Source organism: Pseudomonas sp. DF5, assembly GCF_058148225.1.
Genome location: NZ_JBYVYM010000006.1, coordinates 137,805 through 158,925, shown reverse-complemented (window position 1 = coordinate 158,925; position 21,121 = coordinate 137,805). Strand labels below are relative to the sequence as shown.

Annotated in this window: 17 protein-coding genes; 15 read left to right on the top strand and 2 right to left on the bottom strand. The window is 59.6% G+C overall.

The window, feature by feature from the left end:
• Nucleotides 1-20: 20 nt before the first annotated feature.
• From gcbA to AC30D7_RS07955, 14 genes are all read left to right on the top strand, one after another.
• Entirely contained in the window at nt 21-1,691 is a 1,671-nt protein-coding gene (gene gcbA, locus AC30D7_RS08020; protein WP_490133664.1) for a diguanylate cyclase GcbA, read from the top strand.
• Nucleotides 1,692-1,742: 51 nt separating this feature from the next.
• Nucleotides 1,743-3,689, top strand: a complete 1,947-nt coding sequence (locus AC30D7_RS08015; protein ID WP_490133663.1) for a methyl-accepting chemotaxis protein — start codon at nt 1,743-1,745, stop codon at nt 3,687-3,689.
• Nucleotides 3,690-3,968: 279 nt separating this feature from the next.
• Nucleotides 3,969-4,337, top strand: coding sequence for a hypothetical protein (locus AC30D7_RS08010; protein WP_490133662.1), 369 nt, complete (start codon nt 3,969-3,971; stop codon nt 4,335-4,337).
• A gap of 200 nt (nt 4,338-4,537) precedes the next feature.
• On the top strand, nt 4,538-6,280 hold the full coding sequence (locus AC30D7_RS08005) for a protein-disulfide reductase DsbD (RefSeq protein ID WP_490133661.1): 1,743 nt from the start codon (nt 4,538-4,540) through the stop codon (nt 6,278-6,280).
• A gap of 132 nt (nt 6,281-6,412) precedes the next feature.
• Nucleotides 6,413-6,865, top strand: coding sequence for a type II 3-dehydroquinate dehydratase (gene aroQ / locus AC30D7_RS08000; RefSeq protein WP_048396184.1), 453 nt, complete (start codon nt 6,413-6,415; stop codon nt 6,863-6,865).
• A 48-nt stretch (nt 6,866-6,913) separates the two neighbouring features.
• The gene (accB, locus tag AC30D7_RS07995; RefSeq protein ID WP_490133660.1) at nt 6,914-7,375 is read left to right on the top strand and encodes an acetyl-CoA carboxylase biotin carboxyl carrier protein; all 462 of its coding nucleotides are present in this window, start codon (nt 6,914-6,916) and stop codon (nt 7,373-7,375) included.
• A 17-nt stretch (nt 7,376-7,392) separates the two neighbouring features.
• Nucleotides 7,393-8,751, top strand: a complete 1,359-nt coding sequence (gene accC / locus AC30D7_RS07990; protein ID WP_018928422.1) for an acetyl-CoA carboxylase biotin carboxylase subunit — start codon at nt 7,393-7,395, stop codon at nt 8,749-8,751.
• A 254-nt stretch (nt 8,752-9,005) separates the two neighbouring features.
• Nucleotides 9,006-9,884 (top strand): 50S ribosomal protein L11 methyltransferase, encoded by an 879-nt coding sequence (gene prmA, locus AC30D7_RS07985; protein WP_490133659.1) that lies wholly within the window; start codon nt 9,006-9,008, stop codon nt 9,882-9,884.
• Between the two features lie 30 nt (nt 9,885-9,914).
• On the top strand, nt 9,915-11,153 hold the full coding sequence (locus AC30D7_RS07980) for a DUF3426 domain-containing protein (RefSeq protein ID WP_490133658.1): 1,239 nt from the start codon (nt 9,915-9,917) through the stop codon (nt 11,151-11,153).
• A 184-nt stretch (nt 11,154-11,337) separates the two neighbouring features.
• The gene (dusB, locus tag AC30D7_RS07975; RefSeq protein ID WP_018928425.1) at nt 11,338-12,348 is read left to right on the top strand and encodes a tRNA dihydrouridine synthase DusB; all 1,011 of its coding nucleotides are present in this window, start codon (nt 11,338-11,340) and stop codon (nt 12,346-12,348) included.
• The gene (gene fis, locus AC30D7_RS07970; RefSeq protein ID WP_007945216.1) at nt 12,345-12,665 is read left to right on the top strand and encodes a DNA-binding transcriptional regulator Fis; all 321 of its coding nucleotides are present in this window, start codon (nt 12,345-12,347) and stop codon (nt 12,663-12,665) included. Before dusB ends, fis begins: the two co-directional genes overlap by 4 nt.
• 81 nt (nt 12,666-12,746) lie before the next feature.
• Nucleotides 12,747-14,354 (top strand): bifunctional phosphoribosylaminoimidazolecarboxamide formyltransferase/IMP cyclohydrolase, encoded by a 1,608-nt coding sequence (gene purH, locus AC30D7_RS07965; RefSeq protein ID WP_490133657.1) that lies wholly within the window; start codon nt 12,747-12,749, stop codon nt 14,352-14,354.
• Between the two features lie 169 nt (nt 14,355-14,523).
• A complete protein-coding gene (gene purD, locus AC30D7_RS07960) occupies nt 14,524-15,819 on the top strand; it encodes a phosphoribosylamine--glycine ligase (RefSeq protein WP_490133656.1) in 1,296 nt (431 codons plus the stop codon).
• 99 nt (nt 15,820-15,918) lie between these two features.
• Nucleotides 15,919-18,696: a hybrid sensor histidine kinase/response regulator gene (locus AC30D7_RS07955; protein WP_490133655.1), complete on the top strand. Its 2,778-nt coding sequence runs from the start codon at nt 15,919-15,921 to the stop codon at nt 18,694-18,696.
• On the opposite strand, the gene AC30D7_RS07950 is transcribed toward AC30D7_RS07955, so the two are convergent.
• Together AC30D7_RS07950 and AC30D7_RS07945 are read right to left on the bottom strand one after the other, a co-directional pair.
• Nucleotides 18,684-19,379: a hypothetical protein gene (locus AC30D7_RS07950; protein WP_490133654.1), complete on the bottom strand. Its 696-nt coding sequence runs from the start codon at nt 19,377-19,379 to the stop codon at nt 18,684-18,686. The two genes, AC30D7_RS07955 and AC30D7_RS07950, sit on opposite strands and share 13 nt — an antisense overlap.
• 99 nt (nt 19,380-19,478) lie before the next feature.
• The gene (locus tag AC30D7_RS07945) at nt 19,479-20,267 is read right to left on the bottom strand and encodes a hypothetical protein (RefSeq protein WP_490133653.1); all 789 of its coding nucleotides are present in this window, start codon (nt 20,265-20,267) and stop codon (nt 19,479-19,481) included.
• A 251-nt stretch (nt 20,268-20,518) separates the two neighbouring features.
• Here AC30D7_RS07945 and AC30D7_RS07940 point away from each other — a divergent pair, with 251 nt between their 5' ends.
• Nucleotides 20,519-21,115 (top strand): MarC family protein, encoded by a 597-nt coding sequence (locus AC30D7_RS07940; protein WP_096513619.1) that lies wholly within the window; start codon nt 20,519-20,521, stop codon nt 21,113-21,115.
• The last annotated feature ends 6 nt before the right edge of the window (nt 21,116-21,121 follow it).

The window sequence follows — 21,121 nt, the reverse complement described above, 5'->3', positions numbered from 1 at the left end:
CCCTAACTAGTAGTCAGGATATGACCGAGCCAGAAGACCCCAGCCGTGAGCGCCTCAAGCACCACTTTGCCCAGCGGGTAATTCATCAGGCACGTCAGATTCTTGAGATATGGCAACGCCTGCAGCGCAACGAATGGTCCACCACCGACTTGTCGGAGCTGAGCGAGGCCAATCTGCGCCTGCTGCGCTTTGCCGAACGTTTCGAACAACCGGAACACACCCTGCTGGCCCGTCATATCGGCCAGTCGCTGGAGGCCGTCGACGCCAATCGCGGACGCCTGAGCAGCGGATTGATCACCGACCTCAACCGCCTGATGCAGCGCTTGTCCCGCACCGGCCTGCGCCATGGCGATCAGCTCGAACACACCTTTCTGCCACCGCTGCGCAAACCGATCTACGTGATGTTGCAGGATCACGACCGGGCTGAACGGCTGGCCAAGCAACTTGAATTCTTCGGGCTCAGCGCCCAATCCCTGGGCAGTGTCGCCGCGTTCCGCGCCTCGATGGTCGAGCGGTTGCCGGCGGCGATTGTCATGGACGTCGACTTCAGTGGCGCCGGCATCGGCCTGAAACTGGCGGCCGAAGCCCAGCAAGGCCTTGAGCAGCCCTTGCCGCTGTTGTTTTTCAGCCTGCACGAAACCGATACCCCGACCCGCCTCGCCGCCGTGCGCGCCGGTGGCCAGGAGTTTCTCACCGGCACCCTCGAAGCCTCGAGCCTGCTGGAAAAGATCGAAGTGCTGACCTGCGTCGCCCAGTACGAACCTTATAAAGTGCTGATCATCGACGACTCCCGCGCACAGGCCTTGCACACCGAACGCCTGCTCAACAGCGCCGGGATCGTCACACGGACCTTGATCGAACCGATCCAGGCCATGGCCGAACTGGCGGATTTCCAGCCTGACCTGATCATCCTCGACATGTACATGCCGGCCTGCACCGGTACGGAACTGGCCAAGGTGATCCGCCATAACGACCGCTATGTCAGCGTGCCGATCATTTATCTGTCGGCCGAAGACGATCTGGACAAGCAGCTCGACGCCATGAGTGAGGGCGGCGACGACTTCCTGACCAAACCGATCAAGCCGCGACACCTGATCACCACCGTGCGCAACCGTGCGGCGCGGGCGCGCAATCTGAAAGCGCGGATGGTGCGCGACAGCCTGACCGGTTTGTACAACCACACCCATATTCTGCAGCTGCTCGAAGACTGTTCATTCCGTGCCCGTCGCGAAAACAAGCCGCTGAGCTTTGCGATGCTCGACATCGACCACTTCAAACGGGTCAACGACAGCCACGGCCATCCCATGGGCGACCGGGTGATCAAGAGTCTGGCGCTGTTCCTCAAGCAACGGTTGCGCAAGACTGACTTCATCGGCCGTTACGGCGGTGAAGAGTTCGCCATCGTCATGCCGGACACCGATATTGAATCGGCCTACAAGGTGCTCGATGAAATCCGTCAGCGCTTTGCCGAAATTCACTACCCCGCCCAGCCACAGGACCTCTGGTGCACCTTCAGTGCCGGCGTCGTAGAGCTGCACGAAGGCTCCGACAGCCTGATGATGGCCACACAGGCAGACGAGGCGCTGTACCGCGCCAAGGACGCCGGACGCAACCGCGTGCAAGCCGCGCGGGAGTCAAAGCAAAGTGCCACTTTTTCATCGGAATCGACCGATTCGGTCATAACGCTGTAACAGAAACGCAATAACTTCAGGCACTTACCATTCTGCCGTTGGTAGTCCGCAATGCGCCTGAAGCTGTTGACCAATCTCAATACCCTCCTTCTGGTCGCCGTGTGCGTGGCCCTCGGCGCTACCCTCTGGTGGTCGCAAAAAGCCCTGGAGCGCCCCTATCTGTTGATGGAGCGTTACCTGGGCCTGTCCCAGCAGTTTCAAAATGAAGTGGCGCGCAACGTCGAGGATTACCTGGCCAGCGGCGATGCCCTGCGCCTGAGCAGCGCCAGCCAGGCCATCGACAGCCTGCAAAAGGAGCTCGGCGAATTACCTCCGAGCCTGGCCGATACCTTGCACCCCAGCCTGTCGAACCTGGAAGAGTTCAGCAAGACGGACTTGCTGGCTGCCGGCAAACTCGCCGGCGATCCACAAGCCCTGCTGCTGCAAGCCGAGCGCGAGCTCGGCGCCAGTCTCGATCAGCTCAGCCGGTACGCCAGCGGCAACGCAGCGTACCTTACGCCCCTGCTCGAGGCCGCCCAGCATCTGGGCAAGCTGTCGCTGGCCCGGGACAAACTGGTCAGCAGCGGGCGCAGCGAACTGGCCGCCGATGTCGAGCGCGAAGTCGCCAGCATCCGCGTTCAAGCTGAACAATTGAACAGCTTGCCGCTGCTGGGGGTGACTGCCAGCAGTGAATCGAACACCGATGACTTCTCCGCCATGATGGGCCTGGAGAACACCGAGAAAGCCGTCGCCGAAGACGCCGGTGTCAGCCTCAAGCGTGAACTCAATAGCCTGCTCACCCGCTACCCGGCTGAACTGGCACGCACGCGCGAGCAGATCCAGAAACGCGCCGACCTCAGCGCCGCGACTCACTTGAAAATCACCGCCGTGCAGCAGGCCATCGCCGGGCTGGAACCGGTAGTGCGCGCCCAGCACGGGCAAATCCAGGGCGAAGTGCGGCTGATGCAGGGCGTGATGATCGGGCTGATTCTGCTGATCGCCTTGCTCATTGATACCTTGCAGCGACGCCTGGCCCGAACCCTGACCAATCTGGCACCAGCCCTTTCGATCTGGGCCGAGGGCGACTTCAGTCGCGACATTCAACTGGGTGCGACCAACCGCGAACTGCATGACATTCAAGCCTCGCTCAATCGCTTGCGTGCCTATCTGGTTGATCTGGTGGGGACCATTCGCCTCAATGCCGAGCAAGTCGCCGGCAGCAGCCGGACGCTGGCCGAATTGAGCAATGACCTGCACAGCGGCGCCGAGCATCAGGCCGGCGACACTGCGTTGATCCGCGACTCTCTCGGTGAACTCGAGGCGACGATTCAACAAGTCGCCGGTGATGCCAGCCAAGCCGCGGACGCCAGTCGTCATGCAGGGTTGGCGGTGGAACATGGTCAGAAGGTCATCGGCCTGAGCCTCACCGGGCTGCATGCGCTGGTGGGTGAAGTGCAAGGCAACGCGCAGATGATCGAACATCTGGCCGAAGAGTCGGCGACCATCGGCGGCGTGCTGACGGTAATTCGTTCGATTGCCGACCAGACCAACCTGCTGGCGCTGAATGCCGCCATCGAGGCGGCCCGCGCCGGGGAGATGGGCCGGGGATTTGCGGTGGTGGCCGAAGAGGTTCGTTCACTGGCGCAGCGCACCGCCGGTGCCACCTCCGAAATTCAGACGCTGATCGCCGGCCTGCAAACCGCCGCGCGACAATCGGTCGAAGGCATGCGCGCCCAAGTCGAACACGCCGAAGCCACGGCCAACCAGGCCCAGGCCGCCGACGGTGCATTGGATAAAATCGTCGGAGCGATCCAGACCATTTCCGACACCGCCGTGCGCATCGCCGATGTCACTGCCCAGCAGAGCGGCGCTGTCAGCGAAATCCGCGATCACAGTGAGCGGATTCATCAATTGGGTGGGGATAACTTGCTGAGGATTGGTGAAGGGCGCAGCCAAGGCGAACATTTACTGACATTGGGTGGGCAGTTGCATACAGCGGTGCAGGCATTTCGGGTTTAAGGGTTCGGGCCTGAACGCTACCAACGAGCAAGATTATCGACACCTGAGTTCTTGTATGAAAACTCCTGTTTATCTATACGGTGCTTTTAGTCATCGTTTTGATGCTAGAGTTTAGCGCTTCAATCAATCGAGCGTGCACAGGAGTGCCCCGTGATAGTTCCAACGTCGCCCCCTGGTGTATCAACGCCCGATACAGGAACTACTCAAAAAACTGCATACACAATCGTCGCCTCCTCCCTGCTAGTTGTATGCTTGGCTTACATCGGCTGGACATGGCTCATGTCTTCCGGCAACCCGGTGCTGACCGATGTAGTACTCAAACTGCCCCTTGGCGAAAACAGCTTCATCTACGGCGTCAAGGATGATCGAGGCGGAGCAACAGTACCGTTCAGCTATCGATACTATGTCTATCGCGAACTGACATCCAACGAGCAAATAGCGTCTGAACTCAAGACCGCTGGTCCGTTTTTAGTCACCCGAGATCCAGCCATAAAGGTCGATATCCAAGGTTCAACTATCAATGTATCGACCAACCAGGAAGTCTACGAGTATCACAGCAGCACGCTGTTTCGACATACCAACAGTAACCACTACACCCCTGTAACAATCAACTTGTGTAAACACTCCAGCGATCAACCAACAAAGTAAGCCCGAAGCCTGACTGAAACACCTCCCTGCAGGAGCTGCCGAAGGCTGCGATCATTTGATGTTGATCCTGGCGGCGGATCGAGCGTTGAAGATCAAAGTCAAGATATCGCAGCCTTTGGCAGCGCCTACGGGAGATCGGCGTAGTCGCATACATTGCACACTCAGCTATCATGCCCGCACCTCCAATACGCGAGATTGTCATGCGCCGTTTGCTCTGCCTGCTGTTTTTAGTGCTCGCCCTCCCGGCCTCCGCCGCCGGGCTGCTGGACAGTCGGCCCAGTTCCACCCTGGGTTCGATCAACAACAGCACCGACTTCCTGCCGGTGCGCGAAGCCTTTCAGTTGAGCCTGGTAGAAAGTACGCCGCAATCGATCAAGCTGCGTTTCGTCGCCACCGAGGGTTACTACCTCTATCGCCATCGCTTCCAGTTTCGCGCAGATCCGGCCGACGTTGGCCTCGGCGCGGCTCAACTGCCCAAGGGCGAACAGAAGCACGATGAATACTTCGGCGATGTCGAGGTTTACCACGGCATTCTCGACGTAGAACTGCCACGCACCGATTCCCGCGCCTTTACGCTGGCCGTGACCTATCAAGGCTGCGCCGACAAAGGCCTGTGCTACCCGCCCGAAACCGAACGCCTGAGTATTGATGGCAGCGGTGCCACGACCACAGCCTGGGGCTGGCGCGAACTGGCGCTGTTCTTCCTCGCAGGCCTCGGGCTGACCTTCACCCCCTGTGTGCTGCCGATGCTGCCGATCCTCTCCGGGGTGGTCCTGCGCGGACAGATCGGCGGTTTACGTGGTTTCAACCTGTCGCTGGCTTATGTGCTGCCGATGGCCATCTGCTTCGCCCTGCTGGGTGCCTTGATGGGCATGTTCGGCGCACAGCTTAATCTTCAGGCGCGCTTGCAATCGGCCTGGGTGCTGGTGCCGTTCGCGCTGTTTTTCGCAGTGTTTGCCTTGGCGATGTTCGGGGTGTTCGAACTGAAACTGCCCTACGCCATCAGCAGCCGCCTGGACCGGATCGCCGGGCGCACCGAAGGTGGCTCACTGTGGGGCGCGGCGGTGCTGGGCGTGGTGTCGAGCCTGCTGGTTTCGCCTTGCGTCTCGGCGCCCCTGGCCGGTGCGCTGCTATACATCAGCGCCAGCGGCGATGCCTTGGGCGGCGGATTGAAACTGTTCATGCTTGGCCTGGGCATGGGCGCGCCACTGTTGCTGGTGGCAACCGGCGGCGCGGCCTGGCTGCCGAAAAGCGGGCCGTGGCTGATCTACGTGAAAAACGCGATTGGTGTGCTCTTGCTGGGGCTGGCGATCGGTTTGCTCAGCCGAGTATTGCCGGGCCAGATCACCTTGCTGTTGATCGGCTTGCTCGCCGGTGGCGTCGGTTTGTTCATGGGCGCGCTGGAGTTTGTCTATAAGCCGCCGAGGAAACGCCTGGGGCAATTGCTGGGGATGTTTCTGCTGTTTTATGCACTGGCCTGTTGGTACGGCGCGTTCAGCGGTCAGTCCGATCCATTCAACCCCATTGGCCAGCCGCGCCTCGTCGCCAGCAACGAGCAGCAAACGCCAATCGCCAGCACCTGGCAAACCATCAGCACTCCAGCCGAACTGGATCGCGTCCTCGCCGAAGCCAAATCCTCCGGCACGCCGCTGCTGCTCGACTGGTACGCCGACTGGTGCATCAGTTGCAAAGTCATCGAACACCAAGTGCTCAACGATGCCAACGTCGTCGAACGCCTCAAAGGCTATCGACTGATCCGCTTCGACATCACCGCCAGTAACACCGAACAGCGCGCCCTGCTCGACCGCTACAAGCTGTTTGGCCCTCCGGCGCTGATGTTTTTCGGCAGGGACGGCGTCGAACGCACCGATGTGCGAGTGATCGGCGAGATAAACGCCACGGACTTCGCCGAACGTGTTGCGAAAGCAAATGACCGGATTTAATCACCCGGTCACATATTTCGCGCAAACATCGGCCATCGTGCTGCCTATTGCATAGAACTGGACAGTCACAAAGGCTTTGCGGCATAGTCGCCGGGTTCTGACAATTGCACACGGATAACAGAGGAGCAGCAGATGGCGACCCTATTGGTTTTGCACGGCCCTAACCTGAACCTGCTCGGCACCCGGGAACCGGGCGTCTACGGTGCAACCACCCTGGCGCAAATCAACCAGGACCTGGAACAGCGGGCGCGCAATGCCGGCCACCATTTGCTTTACCTGCAAAGCAACGCCGAGTACGAATTGATCGACCGCATCCACGCTGCTCGCGACGAAGGTGTGGACTTCATTCTGATCAATCCAGCAGCTTTTACGCATACAAGTGTCGCATTACGTGACGCGCTGCTGGCGGTGAGCATCCCATTCATCGAAGTGCATTTGTCCAACGTGCACAAACGCGAACCTTTCCGCCATCACTCTTACTTCTCCGATGTAGCGGTGGGAGTGATCTGCGGCCTTGGCGCCAGCGGTTATCGACTGGCCCTGGAGGCTGCACTAGAGCAGCTTGAAAGACAGGCAACGGCTTGAACAACAAGCGTTAAACGCCCCTGACCGACCCTTGGGAGTTGATGATTCATGGATATCCGTAAAGTTAAGAAACTGATCGAATTGCTGGAAGAGTCCGGCATCGACGAGCTTGAGATCAAGGAAGGCGAAGAGTCCGTACGCATCAGCCGTCACAGCAAGACGCCGGCTCAGCAGTACTACGCACCGGCTCCAATGCATGCACCGGCACCTGCGCCAGTTGCTGCTGCAGCTCCAGCTGCCGCTGCGCCTGCGGCTCCAGCTGCACCTACGCTGAACGGCTCCGTTGCCCGTTCGCCGATGGTCGGTACTTTCTATCGCAAATCTTCGCCGTCCTCGCCGTCCTTCGTTGAAGTCGGCCAGACCGTGAAGAAAGGCGACACCCTGTGCATCGTCGAAGCCATGAAGATGATGAACCACATCGAAGCTGAAGCCAGCGGTGTGATCGAATCCATCCTCGTCGAAGACGGCCAGCCGGTTGAGTACGACCAACCGCTGTTCACCATCGTTTGAATCGCGGAGAGCCTTTGATGACTGCGAAGTTGGAAAAAGTTCTGATCGCCAACCGCGGTGAGATCGCCCTGCGGATTCTGCGTGCCTGCAAGGAAATGGGCATCAAGACCGTCGCCGTTTACTCCAAGGCCGACAAAGAGCTGATGCACCTGGGCCTGGCAGACGAATCCGTCTGCATCGGTCCGGCCTCCGCCGCGCACTCTTACCTCCACATTCCGGCCATCATCGCCGCCGCCGAAGTGACCGGCGCTACCGCCATTCACCCAGGCTACGGTTTCCTTGCGGAAAACGCCGACTTTGCCGAACAGGTCGAGAACTCCGGTTTCGCGTTCATTGGCCCGAAAGCCGACACCATCCGCCTGATGGGCGACAAGGTATCGGCCAAGCACGCCATGATCGCCGCTGGCGTTCCAACCGTTCCGGGTTCCGACGGCCCACTGCCTGAAGACGAAGAAACCGCTCTGCGCATTGGTCGCGAAGTCGGTTATCCGGTGATCATCAAAGCCGCTGGCGGCGGTGGTGGTCGTGGCATGCGCGTGGTGCACAAAGAAGAAGACCTGATCTCCTCGGCGAAACTGACCCGCTCCGAAGCGGGCGCAGCGTTCGGCAACCCGATGGTCTATCTGGAAAAATTCCTGACCAACCCACGTCACGTGGAAGTTCAGGTGCTTTCCGACGGTCAGGGCCACGCCATCCATCTGGGCGACCGCGACTGCTCGCTGCAACGTCGTCACCAGAAGGTTCTCGAAGAAGCGCCGGCACCGGGCATCGACGAGAACGCGCGCGAGGAAGTCCTCGCCCGCTGCGTCAAGGCTTGCATCGACATCGGCTACCGTGGCGCCGGCACTTTCGAGTTCCTGTACGAGAATGGCCGCTTCTACTTCATCGAGATGAACACTCGTGTCCAGGTAGAACACCCGGTATCGGAAATGGTCACCGGCATCGACATCGTCAAGGAGATGCTCAGCATCGCCGCCGGCAACAAGCTGTCGTTCACCCAGGATGACGTGGTCATCCGTGGTCACGCGCTGGAATGCCGGATCAACGCCGAAGACCCGAAAACGTTCATGCCGAGCCCAGGCACGGTCAAGCATTTCCACGCACCAGGCGGCAACGGCGTTCGCGTCGACTCGCATCTGTACAGTGGCTATGCCGTTCCGCCGAACTACGATTCGTTGATCGGCAAGCTGATCACCTACGGCGCAACCCGTGACGAAGCCATGGCGCGCATGCGCAATGCGCTCGACGAAATCGTTGTCGACGGGATCAAGACCAACATCCCGCTGCACCGCGATCTGACCCGCGACGAAGGCTTCTGCAAAGGAGGTGTGAACATTCACTACCTCGAGCACAAGCTGGCTGGCGAAAAGCACTAAGCTTCAGCCGGAACATGACAAGGCCGCCTTCGGGCGGCTTTGTTGTTTCTGGGGATTTCATCCAAATTGAAGCAACACACATAACCTGTGGGAGCGGGCTTGCTCGCGAAAGCGGTCTGTCAGTCACATCAATGCTGGATGTGCCGACGCCTTCGCGAGCAAGCCCGCTCCCACAAACGCTCCGCGCTCGCGTAAACTTACGCGCTTCTCGCAGCCCGCCAGGCTGCAATCCATATTTTTCAAAGGTGCCCGCCATGCCTTGGCTGCAAGTCCGTCTCGCCATCAGCCCAGAACAAGCCGAAACCTACGAAGACGCTTTCCTTGAAGTGGGCGCCGTGTCGGTGACCTTCATGGACGCCGAAGATCAGCCGATCTTCGAGCCGGAACTCAACACCACCCCGCTGTGGTCGCACACGCACCTGCTGGCCCTGTTCGAAGGCGGCACCGACGCAGCCAGCGTGCTGGCCCACCTCGAGTTGCTGACCGGCAGCCCGCTGCCCGAGCATCACAGCGAAGTGATCGAAGACCAGGACTGGGAACGCAGCTGGATGGACGGCTTCCAGCCGATGCGCTTCGGCCAGCGCCTGTGGATTGTCCCGAGCTGGCACGCCGCTCCTGAGCCTGACGCAGTGAACCTGCTGCTGGACCCGGGCCTGGCGTTCGGCACTGGCACTCATCCGACTACCGCGCTGTGCCTGGAATGGCTCGATAGCCAGGACCTGAAAGACTGCAACGTGCTGGATTTCGGCTGTGGCTCGGGGATTCTGGCGATTGCTGCCCTGTTGTTGGGTGCCAAACAAGCCGTCGGTACCGATATTGATGTGCAGGCCCTTGAGGCTTCCCGCGACAACGCCGGGCGCAACAACATTGCCGACGAGCTGTTCCCGCTCTATCTGCCGGAAGATTTGCCGCAGGTTAAAGCCGACGTGCTGGTGGCCAACATTCTTGCCGGCCCACTGGTCTCCCTGGCGCCGCAACTGTCCAGCCTGGTCAAGCCCGGCGGACGCCTGGCGCTGTCGGGCATCCTCGCCGAACAGGGCGAAGAGGTCGCTGCCGCTTATGCCCGGGACTTCGATCTGGATCCGATCGCCAATCGCGACGGCTGGGTACGCATCACTGGCCGTCGGCGCTAGAATGAGCGTCTGCATAAACCGGATTGCCGCATGACCGATAGCTTCGTCACCCAGTGCCCCCATTGCCAAACCAGCTTCCGCGTCAGCCATGCTCAGTTGAGCGTGGCCCGTGGGATGGTTCGTTGCGGCTCATGCTTGCAGGTGTTCAACGCCGCCAGGCAGTTGCTCGAGCAACGGGCCGGAAAGGAAGCGGTAAAACCGGTTGCATCGGCGCCTGTAGAACCTACCGTGCAGCGGGCCATCAGCCAAAAGCAATGGACCGCTGCCGAAATGGATCTGGACAGCCTGGACCTGGACGAAGAACTCGCCCGGCTCGAACAGCGGGAAATCCAGCCGACGACGGAGTTCGGTCGCCCTCGCGAAGACAGCCTCAGCGCTCGTCGCGACAGCGTCGAGCACGACGAAGCCCCTTGGTCCGACAGCCTCTTCAGTGAATCGGCCGCCGATCGCGCGCAAGCCGCCGACATGCAGGCGCCCGAACCCATGGTCGAGCCGACGATCGAGCCGAGCAAACACTCGCGCACCGAGCCTTCGCTGTCCCTGGAGCCTGCGGCGCTGGACGATGAGCCCGAAATACAGCAATTGCGCCTGCACGACCCGCTCGACGCCCCGATCCCCTTTGGCAGCCTGTCGGCGAAAACCGATGACGATGAGATTGACGACGACCTGCCCTCGGTCGAGCCCCTGCGCAAGCGACGCGAACGCAGCGAACCGGCCCTGCGCGCTGAAGCACTGCAGGATCTGACCGACGACCCGTTGCAACTGGATTGGCAAAAGCGCCGCTCCCCCTGGGGTCGGCGCTTTTTCTGGTTGTTGCTGATCCTGCTCGGCGCCGCCGGCCTCGTCGGCCAATACGTCGCCTATCACTTCGATGAACTGGCGCGCCAGGACCAGTACCGTCCGTGGTTCCAGCAACTGTGCCCACACATCGGCTGCACAGTGCCGTCCAAGGTCGACATCGCGAAAGTCAAAAGCAGCAATCTGGTGGTCCGCAGTCACCCGGACTTCAACGGTGCGCTGGTGGTCGATGCCATCATCTACAATCGCGCGACCTTCTCCCAGCCGTTCCCGCTGCTGGAGCTGCGCTTTGCCGACCTCAACGGCCATCTGATCGCCAGCCGTCGCTTCAAGCCCGGCGAGTACCTCAACGGCGACCTCGAAGGCATGGCGGAAATGCCACCGCAAACGCCGATCCACATCGCCCTGGACATTCTCGATCCAGGCCCCAAAGCGGTGAACTACAGTCTGAGCTTCCACTCCCCCGAGTGAAACACGCAAGCGTTACAGGCTTGACGGCGGTTTCCTGACCTTGGCCGTCAAACCAAACTGCTGGCGATAACAGAATAACTGTTCAGATTTTGTTCAATTCAGCCTTTATCCGGTCATCGAGAGCGGGTATCATGCCAACCCTTTTTCGAACTCTCATGATCCGGCCCCACAACAGGGAAGTCCTATGTCGGCGGTACGCATCGGTCCATATACATTGCACAACGGCTTGATCCTCGCCCCCATGGCGGGCGTCACCGACCAGCCCTTTCGTCAGCTGTGCAAACGTCTGGGCGCAGGACTTGTAGTCTCGGAAATGGTCACCAGCGACATGAGCTTGTGGAACACCCGCAAATCGCGGATGCGCATGATCCACGAAGGTGATCCCGAGCCCCGCTCGGTACAGATCGCCGGTGGTGATGCGCAGATGCTGGCGGATGCGGCCCGGGCCAACGTCGAACTGGGTGCACAGATTATTGACATCAACATGGGCTGTCCGGCGAAGAAGGTCTGCAACAAGGCTGCCGGCTCCGCACTGTTGAAAGATGAAGCATTGGTGACCGAGATCCTGCAGGCCGTGGTGGCTGCGGTCGATGTGCCGGTCACCCTGAAGATCCGCACCGGCTGGGACCGGGCGAACAAGAACGGTCTGACGGTGGCGAAGATCGCCGAACAGGCAGGCATTACGGCGTTGGCGGTGCATGGCCGCACCCGTGCCGATCTGTACACAGGGGAAGCCGAGTACGACACCATCGCCGCGATCAAGCAGGCGGTGTCGATTCCGGTCTTCGCCAATGGCGATATCGATTCGCCCGAGAAGGCCCGGTACGTGCTCGACGCGACCGGTGCCGATGGCCTGTTGGTGGGTCGGGCTGCCCAGGGGCAGCCATGGATTTTTCGTGAGATCGACCATTATCTGCGTACCGGCGAAAAGCTCCCGGCACCGGAACTGATCGAGGTGGAATGCATTCTGCTTGAGCATCTGGCCGCGCTGCATGCCTTCTATGGCGACGTCATGGGCGTGCGCATAGCTCGCAAGCATGTGGGCTGGTATCTCGCAACCTTGCCGGGCGCCAGGGAGTTTCGCGCCCACTTCAATCGTTTGGAAGATACGGAAGCACAATGCGCCTACGTTCGGGGCTTCTTCGCCGAACGTTACAAGAGCCTGACAGGGGACGGAGAAGGGGTGGCCGCATGACGATGATGACCGAGACTTTAGTGAGTGGAACAGCACCCGTGAGCGACAACGTGAATTTGAAACAGCACCTCAATACACCAAGCGAAGAAGGTCAGACCCTTCGCGGAAGTGTCGAAAAGGCGCTGCACAATTATTTCGCCCACCTTGAGGGCGCTGCCGTCACGGATGTGTACAACCTGGTGCTCTCCGAAGTCGAGGCTCCCCTGCTCGAATGCGTGATGAACTACGTCAAGGGCAACCAGACCAAGGCCAGCGAGCTGCTCGGACTGAACCGTGGCACCCTGCGCAAGAAACTCAAGCAGTACGATTTGCTGTAAGCATTCAATCAAACCAGAAAGGCGCCCGCGTAAAACCGGTCGCCTTTTTTGCTGACTCCTTTGCTTTTGATGGAAATTGAAATGACCGACCAGACTACCCGCCTGCCGATCCGCCGCGCCTTGATCAGCGTTTCCGACAAGACCGGGATCCTTGAATTCGCCAAAGAACTCGAAGCCCTGGGCGTAGAGATCCTCTCCACCGGCGGGACATTCAAGCTGCTGCGCGACAACGGCGTTGCCGCAGTGGAAGTCGCGGATTACACCGGTTTCGCAGAAATGATGGACGGTCGGGTGAAAACCCTGCACCCGAAAATCCATGGCGGGATCCTCGGTCGTCGCGGTATCGACGACGCCATCATGAACGAGCACGGCATCAAGCCGATCGATCTGGTCGCGGTCAACCTCTACCCGTTCGAAGCCACCATCAACAAGCCAAGCTGCGACCTGCCGACCGCTATCGAGAACATCGACATCGGCGGCCCGACCATGGTTCGTTCGGCGGCAAAAAATCACAAAGACGTGGCCATCGTGGTGAATGCCAGCGATTACGCCAGCGTCCTGGAAAACCTCAAGGCCGGTGGCCTGACCTACGCTCAGCGTTTCGACCTGATGCTCAAGGCCTTTGAACACACCGCCGCCTACGACGGCATGATCGCCAACTACATGGGCACCGTGAACCAGGCCGCTGAAACCCTCAGCACCGAAGGTCGCTGCGAATTCCCGCGCACTTTCAACAGCCAGTTCATCAAGGCTCAGGAAATGCGTTACGGCGAGAACCCGCACCAGAGCGCGGCGTTCTACGTTGAAGCCAAGCCTGCCGAAGTCGGTATCGCCACCGCGACCCAACTGCAAGGCAAAGAGCTGTCGTACAACAATGTGGCCGACACCGACGCCGCGCTGGAATGCGTGAAGAGCTTCGTCAAGCCGGCTTGCGTCATCGTCAAGCACGCCAACCCGTGCGGCGTGGCCGTGAGCCCGGACGCCGAAGGCGGCATCCGTCAAGCCTACGAACTGGCCTACGCCACCGACACCGAGTCGGCGTTCGGCGGCATCATCGCGTTCAACCGCGAGCTGGATGCTGAAACCGCCAAGGCCATCGTCGAGCGTCAGTTCGTCGAAGTGATCATCGCCCCGTCCGTCAGCGCAGAAGCCCGCGCCATCGTGGCAGCCAAGGCCAACGTACGCCTGCTGGCCTGCGGCGAGTGGTCGGCTGACCGCGTTCCGGCCTGGGACTACAAACGCGTCAACGGCGGTTTGCTGGTACAGAGCCGCGACATCGGCATGATCGGCAGCGAAGACCTGAAAGTGGTGACCAAGCGCGCGCCAACCGAACAGGAAATCAACGACCTGATCTTCGCCTGGAAAGTTGCCAAGTACGTCAAGTCCAACGCCATCGTCTATGCCAAGAACCGTCAGACCATCGGTGTCGGCGCCGGCCAGATGAGCCGCGTGAACTCCGCGCGTATCGCCGCGATCAAGGCTGAACACGCAGGCTTGCAAGTGCAGGGCGCGGTCATGGCGTCGGATGCATTCTTCCCGTTCCGTGATGGTATCGACAACGCGGCCAAGGTCGGCATCACTGCGGTGATCCAGCCGGGCGGCTCGATGCGTGATAACGAAGTGATTGCTGCTGCCGACGAAGCCGGTATCGCCATGGTGTTCACCGGCATGCGCCACTTCCGTCACTAAGTACGACGATCAACTGTGGGCACTGGCTTATGTGGGAGCTGGCTTGCCTGCGATGCAGGCAACTCGGTGCTTCAGTCATACCGAGTTGATGCCATCGCAGGCAAGCCAGCTCCCACAGTAAAGCGGCCCGACAAGTTCTCCAGAATTAGCGTCATCCGAGGTTTTTGAAATGAATGTTTTGATCATTGGCAGCGGTGGCCGTGAACACGCCCTGGCCTGGAAAGTGGCTCAGGATCCGCGCGTGCAGAAAGTGTTCGTTGCCCCTGGCAACGCAGGCACCGCCATTGAAGCCAAGTGCGAGAACGTCGCCATCGACGTGCTGGCCCTCGAGCAGCTGGCTGACTTTGCCGAGAAGAACGTTTCCCTGACCATCGTCGGCCCGGAAGTGCCGCTGGTTGCAGGCGTTGTCGATCTGTTCCGCTCCCGCGGCCTGGATTGCTTCGGCCCGACCGCGGGTGCCGCGCAACTGGAAGGCTCAAAAGCCTTCACCAAGGATTTCCTGGCGCGCCACAAGATCCCGACCGCCGACTACCAGAACTTCACGGAGATCGAGCCGGCCCTGGCTTATCTGCGTGAAAAAGGCGCACCGATCGTGATCAAGGCTGATGGCCTGGCCGCCGGTAAAGGCGTGATCGTGGCCATGACATTGGCCGAAGCCGAAGACGCAGTGCGCGACATGCTCGCTGGCAACGCGTTCGGTGATGCCGGTTCCCGCGTGGTCATCGAAGAATTCCTGGACGGCGAAGAAGCCAGCTTCATCGTCATGGTCGACGGCAAGAACGTGCTGCCGATGGCCACCAGCCAGGACCACAAACGCGTTGGCGACGGCGACACCGGTCCGAACACCGGCGGCATGGGCGCTTACTCCCCGGCACCGGTCGTCACGGCCGAAGTCCATCAGCGAGTCATGGACCTGGTGATCTGGCCAACCGTGCGCGGCATGGCGGATGAAGGCAACGTCTATACCGGTTTCCTCTACGCCGGCTTGATGATCGACAAGGCTGGTAACCCAAAAGTTATCGAGTTCAACTGCCGTTTCGGCGATCCTGAGACCCAACCGGTGATGCTGCGTTTGCAGTCGAGCCTGGTGTTGCTGGTTGAAGCGGCCCTGGCGCAAGCGCTGGACAAGGTCGAAGCACAATGGGATCCACGTCCGAGCGTCGGCGTCGTACTGGCCGCTGGCGGTTACCCGGGTGACTACGCCAAAGGCGTCGCCATCAATGGTCTGGATGCAGCCGCGGCACTGGAAGGCAAAGTCTTCCACGCCGGCACTGCACTCAAGGACGGTCAGGTGGTGACGGCCGGTGGTCGGGTGCTGTGCGCAACCGCCATGGGCACCAGCGTCGACGCCGCCCAGCAGCAGGCTTACAAACTGGCGGCTAAAATCGACTGGGAAGGCTGCTTCTATCGTAAGGACATTGGCTACCGCGCCATTGCCCGCGAGCGTGGCGAAAATCAGCAATAAGCCGTCCTTTCGGCCAGGCAAGGGCTTGCAGCCCTTGCCTGACTATTCTGGCGCCGCGCATAGTTATATTCTGGCATCAACCTACGAAGGGATTTCGCCGTGCGCTGGCTCAGGATTGCCATAGGCTTCACCGTCACTCTGCTGACCTTGTTCTGCATGCTCCCGGCCCAGGCCACGCAAGGCAGTGGCTGGGCGGTATTGCTCGACGAGCAGGGCGATTTGCAACTGAGCGATATCCGCTCCAGCCGCTACACCAATCAATTCAGCCCCACCGAGCTCGAACGCCTCACGGCAGCCGGCCCCGAGGGTGCGCTTTGGGTGCGCTTCAGGCTGGCACCCGGCAAACACGAACAGTTGCTGAAGGTGTTCGCACCCGACCTGTCGCACCTCAATCTATATGTGCTCGACGGCGACCAGCTGATCGATCAATTGAATACCGGCACCGGGCAGCCGCAGACTGAGCGTCCCCTGCCCAGCAGCGACTTCATGTTGCCGCTGCCACAAAGCGACAAAACCCTCGACGTCTACCTGCGACTGGTCTCGGAACACCAGTTGCGGCCTTACATCACCCTGCAATCGGCAGTCATGAGCGCAGCCACTCAGAACCAGACGCTGATCTACGGTCTGCTCTTTGGCTGTCTGGGGATGCTGATCCTGCATAACCTGACCCGCTACACCTACACCCGCTCGCGCAGCAGTCTCTGGCTGGCAGCGTGCGAAGGGTTGTTGCTGCTCAGCCTGGCACTACTGCTGAACCTAGCCCGACCATGGTTGCCGAACTGGTCCGTCGTGCAGACACCTGGTGCCTATATCGCCTTGCTGTTGACCGCGCCTTGCGGACTGATGTTCGCCTACCGCTTCTTCGCCCCGCTCGGCCCACACCCGCTGAACAAGCTGCTGCTGGGGGATATCCTGTTCATCGTGGCCTGCGGTCTGCTGTTGTTGTTCGTCAACACGCTGCCGCTGAACCTGATCACGTACGCACTGGTTGCCCTGGCCGGCCTGAGCATGTTGTTCGTCAGCGCCCATCACTGGCAGAAAGGTTATCGCCCGGCCCGCCTGTTCGTGGCGGCCATGGTGGTGTTCAACCTCGGCACGTTGATTATCCTGCCGGCACTGCAGGGGCTGACGCTTGTCGCCCCGCAAGGCCTGATCATCACCCTGCTGGTGTTTATCTGTATCAGTGGCCTGTTGATGAGTGTGGCCCTGGGCGAGCGACAGCGCAGCATCACCGAAGACCGTTTCAGCGTCAGTCGCGACCTGGCTGCCAGCAATGCCGAAATCAACGCCAAGGCCGAATTCCTGGCGAAGATCAGCCACGAAATCCGCACCCCGATGAATGGCGTGCTGGGCATGACCGAACTGCTGCTGGGCACACCGCTGTCGGTCAAGCAGCGCGACTATGTGCAGACCATCCATAGCGCCGGCAACGAACTGCTGACGTTGATCAACGAAATTCTCGACATCTCCAAGCTCGAGTCCGGGCAGATCGAACTGGACGACGTGCAATTCGACCTCAATGCCCTGATCGAAGATTGCCTGAGCATCTTCCGCGCCAAGGCCGAACAACAGAACATCGAGCTGATCAGCTTTATCCAGCCGCAGGTTCCGCGCGTCATCAGCGGTGATCCGACGCGCCTGCGCCAGACCTTGCTGAGCCTGCTGGAAAACGCCCTGAAAAAAACCGACGAAGGCGAGATTCTGATCGTTGTTGCCCTGGATGAGCGTAGCGCCAAACCGCGGCTGCGCATCGCCGTGCAGGACAGCGGCCAGCCGATGGAAGCTGAAGAACGCGACGCGCTGATGCACGCCGAGCTGCACAGCAAGCACTTCCTTTCGGCCAACAGCCTGGGGGGCAACCTGGGGTTGGTGATTGCCCGTCAGCTGATCCGTTTGATGCAGGGCGAATTCGGCATCAAGAGTGGCGCCAACCAGGGCAGCACATTGTGGCTGACCCTGCCTCTGGACCCGGACCGTCTCGAACATCCGACCTCGGACCTGGACAGCCCGTTGCAAGGCGCACGGGTATTGGTGGTGGACGACAACGACACCTGTCGCAAGGTGCTGGTGCAGCAGTGCAGCGCCTGGGGCCTGAACGTCAGCGCCGTACCGTCCGGCAAGGAGGCCCTGGCGCTGCTGCGCACCAAGGCCCACCTGCGCGATTATTTCGACGTGGTCCTGCTGGACCAGAACATGCCCGGCATGACCGGCATGCAACTGGCCGCCAAGATCAAGGAAGATCCAAGCCTGAACCACGACATTCTGCTGATCATGCTCACCGGCATCAGCAACGCGCCGAGCAAGATCATCGCGCGCAACTCCGGAATCAAGCGCATCCTCGCCAAGCCAGTGGCCGGCTACACCCTCAAGACCACCCTGGCGGACGAACTGAACCAGCGCAACAACGGCCCGGCCACCTCGCAGCACTTGCCCACAGGCCCTACCCTTCCGGTCAAGGTGCCCAGCGATTTCCGCATCCTGGTGGCTGAAGACAACAGCATTTCGACCAAAGTCATCCGCGGCATGCTGGGCAAGCTCAACCTGCAACCGGATACCGCCAGCAATGGTGAAGAAGCCTTGGTGGCAATGAAGGCCCAGCGTTACGACCTGGTGCTGATGGACTGCGAAATGCCGATCCTTGACGGTTTCTCCGCCACCCAGCAATTGCGTGCCTGGGAAGTCGGCAACCAGCGGATTCGCACCCCCGTGGTGGCGTTGACCGCGCACATCCTCGCCGAGCACAAAGAGCGCGCGCGTCAGGCCGGCATGGACGGGCACATGGCCAAACCGGTCGAGCTATCGCAGTTGCGCGATTTGATCGAGCATTGGGTTGCTCAGCGCGATCAGCACAATCGGGCAGCAGCTCACACCCCCTGAGCAGCCTTGTGGTGCGATTCGGTCAGACCCGAAGCGTCGTCGGTCAGGCTCAACATCGCAACCTGGCCCTCAAGTTTTTCCCTGATCTTAAAGGCGACAGCCTCACGCGCAGGACCGTAGAGGACTTCGGACAGATTGGCCCGGGCGTAACGCACGCTGACCGTGCCTCGCACATCCTCGGCCCGATACAGCTGCGCCAGAGGATTGGGGCTTATCTCTAAAGGAGTCTTGAACTCCAGGTACATACTTGTGACCGAGGTTGGCGTTCTCGCCAGAATCACCAGCAGACGCACAACCTTGGGTGGCGCAGTCACTTCAGTCGATTCTTCTGCGGACTCTTTTTGCACGTAACGACGCAGCAAGCTCATTGCAGGTTCAGCGCCCGATACCTTTGCTACCTGTGCCAGTGTTGCGGCAACAACCTGGCCATCGTCTGAAGAGCCTTTGGCTATCGCAGCGGTCATCCATTCGAGAGCAGACTCGCCGCTGTGTTGGGTGACAAGCCTTTCCTCTCGCGCCTTTGTGTGCCGCAGCCAGAAATCATCCAAAACGCTCACATAGGCGTTGTACCAGTCAGCCCCCGGGTCTTTTTCAACCTGTTTATTGGCAACCAATTGCGCCAAGAATACCGAATTGACCAAATCATCATGACCCGCCAACCCATCAGATACAGGAACAATCATGATAGCAGCCCCAACAACCACCACTGCATAAACACAACTCATAGTATTCCCTCGCGAATAAAAAGGGCGGCCGATAATTGGCCGCCCTTATTCATTCAATTAGATGTCATAGTCAGCAATTTTGCCGGCATGCTTGATAAGTATGTTCGCAATAAGTTCACGAGTGGCTTTGGCGACCAGATCATTTTTTTCAAATACGGCTTCACCGCGATACAGTTTCACATTACGAGTATCCACATCCACAAACAGCACTTTGGTCGACGTGTTCCTGCGTAAAAACCGCACTGCACCGAGGGCCATCGTGGCGACACCATTATTTTCGGTGCACGCACCGGCCGCTATCCCGCCTACGCCATGTGTCAACAAGTTTTGCTCATAGACGGTCAGTGCCGTATCGCGCTTTTGCAGGGCGGAAATGGCATCCCCCGCCACTTTCAGCATCAATGCAGTCGTCGGACCAGGCAGCGCAACGCCAGCGACCACCGAGCCAAGAATCTCCAACACCAGTTTGTCCATGCGAACACTGGTCCCGCTGACATACAAGTCGCTGTGGTAAAGGCTGGTGCTCGACCAACCCGCGTTGCCCATGACCTCCTTAAACAGCTCATACCACTCTTTGCCCTGGTAGTCCTGCGGAAATGCCTTGTTCGCTACAAGGGTCGCATACAGATAGGCATTCTGCGCATCCGACCGGTTCTCACCGCTGAGGCCGGCGCTAAAGGACAACACGCCTTCGCCCACAATAGAGGCTTTCGATGGTTCTGCTACATTGTCACCCATCGAAAACATACTACGAGGGCGAATAGTCAACACATCATCAATATCATATTCCCGCAAAGATTTAATACAGTCAGAAATATAACGCTCACTAACGACCAAGTTACTCATAACAGATTCCTTTCCAATATATAAGCAAGCCCCTCATGAACTTGCGAACAAAACAATAACCAATAAAACCAACATCGACAAATACAAACATGTAACACCATATCCAACCACTTGTTAAATCAAGACCACATTCTTAGTCCTAGACAACGCCTACGAAGATGAAAACAACAAAGTCTTTAAAACCGGATACCCACACGCATTTGTCGACTGATAGACTTCGCCTCACCATTCTCTTGCTGCGAGCCGAAACCATGCTCCACGTGTTGTTCAGCGTTTACCTGAAGATGCTGGTGCTCTACAGCCCGTTCTTCGTGTTGTCCTGCTTCATCAGCCTGACCCGCGGTTATTCGCGCAAGGAACAACGTCGCCTGGCCTGGAAAGTGGCGATTGCCACACTGGTTTCCAGCGTCTTGCTGTACCTGTTCGGGCGTGTGATTTTCAGTGTCTTCGGTATCACCGTGGATGCCTTTCGCATCGGTGCCGGCAGCGTGCTGTTCATCTCGGCACTGGGCATGGCCCAGGGCAAGTCGGCGGTGCAGACCGATAACGTGCAGCAAGACGTGACCATCGTCCCACTGACCATCCCCCTGACAGTCGGCCCCGGCACTATCGGCGCCTTGCTGGTGATGGGCGTGAGCCAGCCGCATTGGGACGACAAACTCACGGCCATTCTCAGTATTGCCCTCGCCAGCTTCACCGTTGGCGTGGTGCTGTATTTGTCGAACCGCATCGAACGGATTCTGGGTGACCAGGGGTTGCAGATTGTCAGCCGGTTGATGGGACTGTTCGTGTGCGCTCTGGCGGCACAGATAATCTTCACCGGGGTGAAAGGTTATCTGGTGCCTTAATCGGCC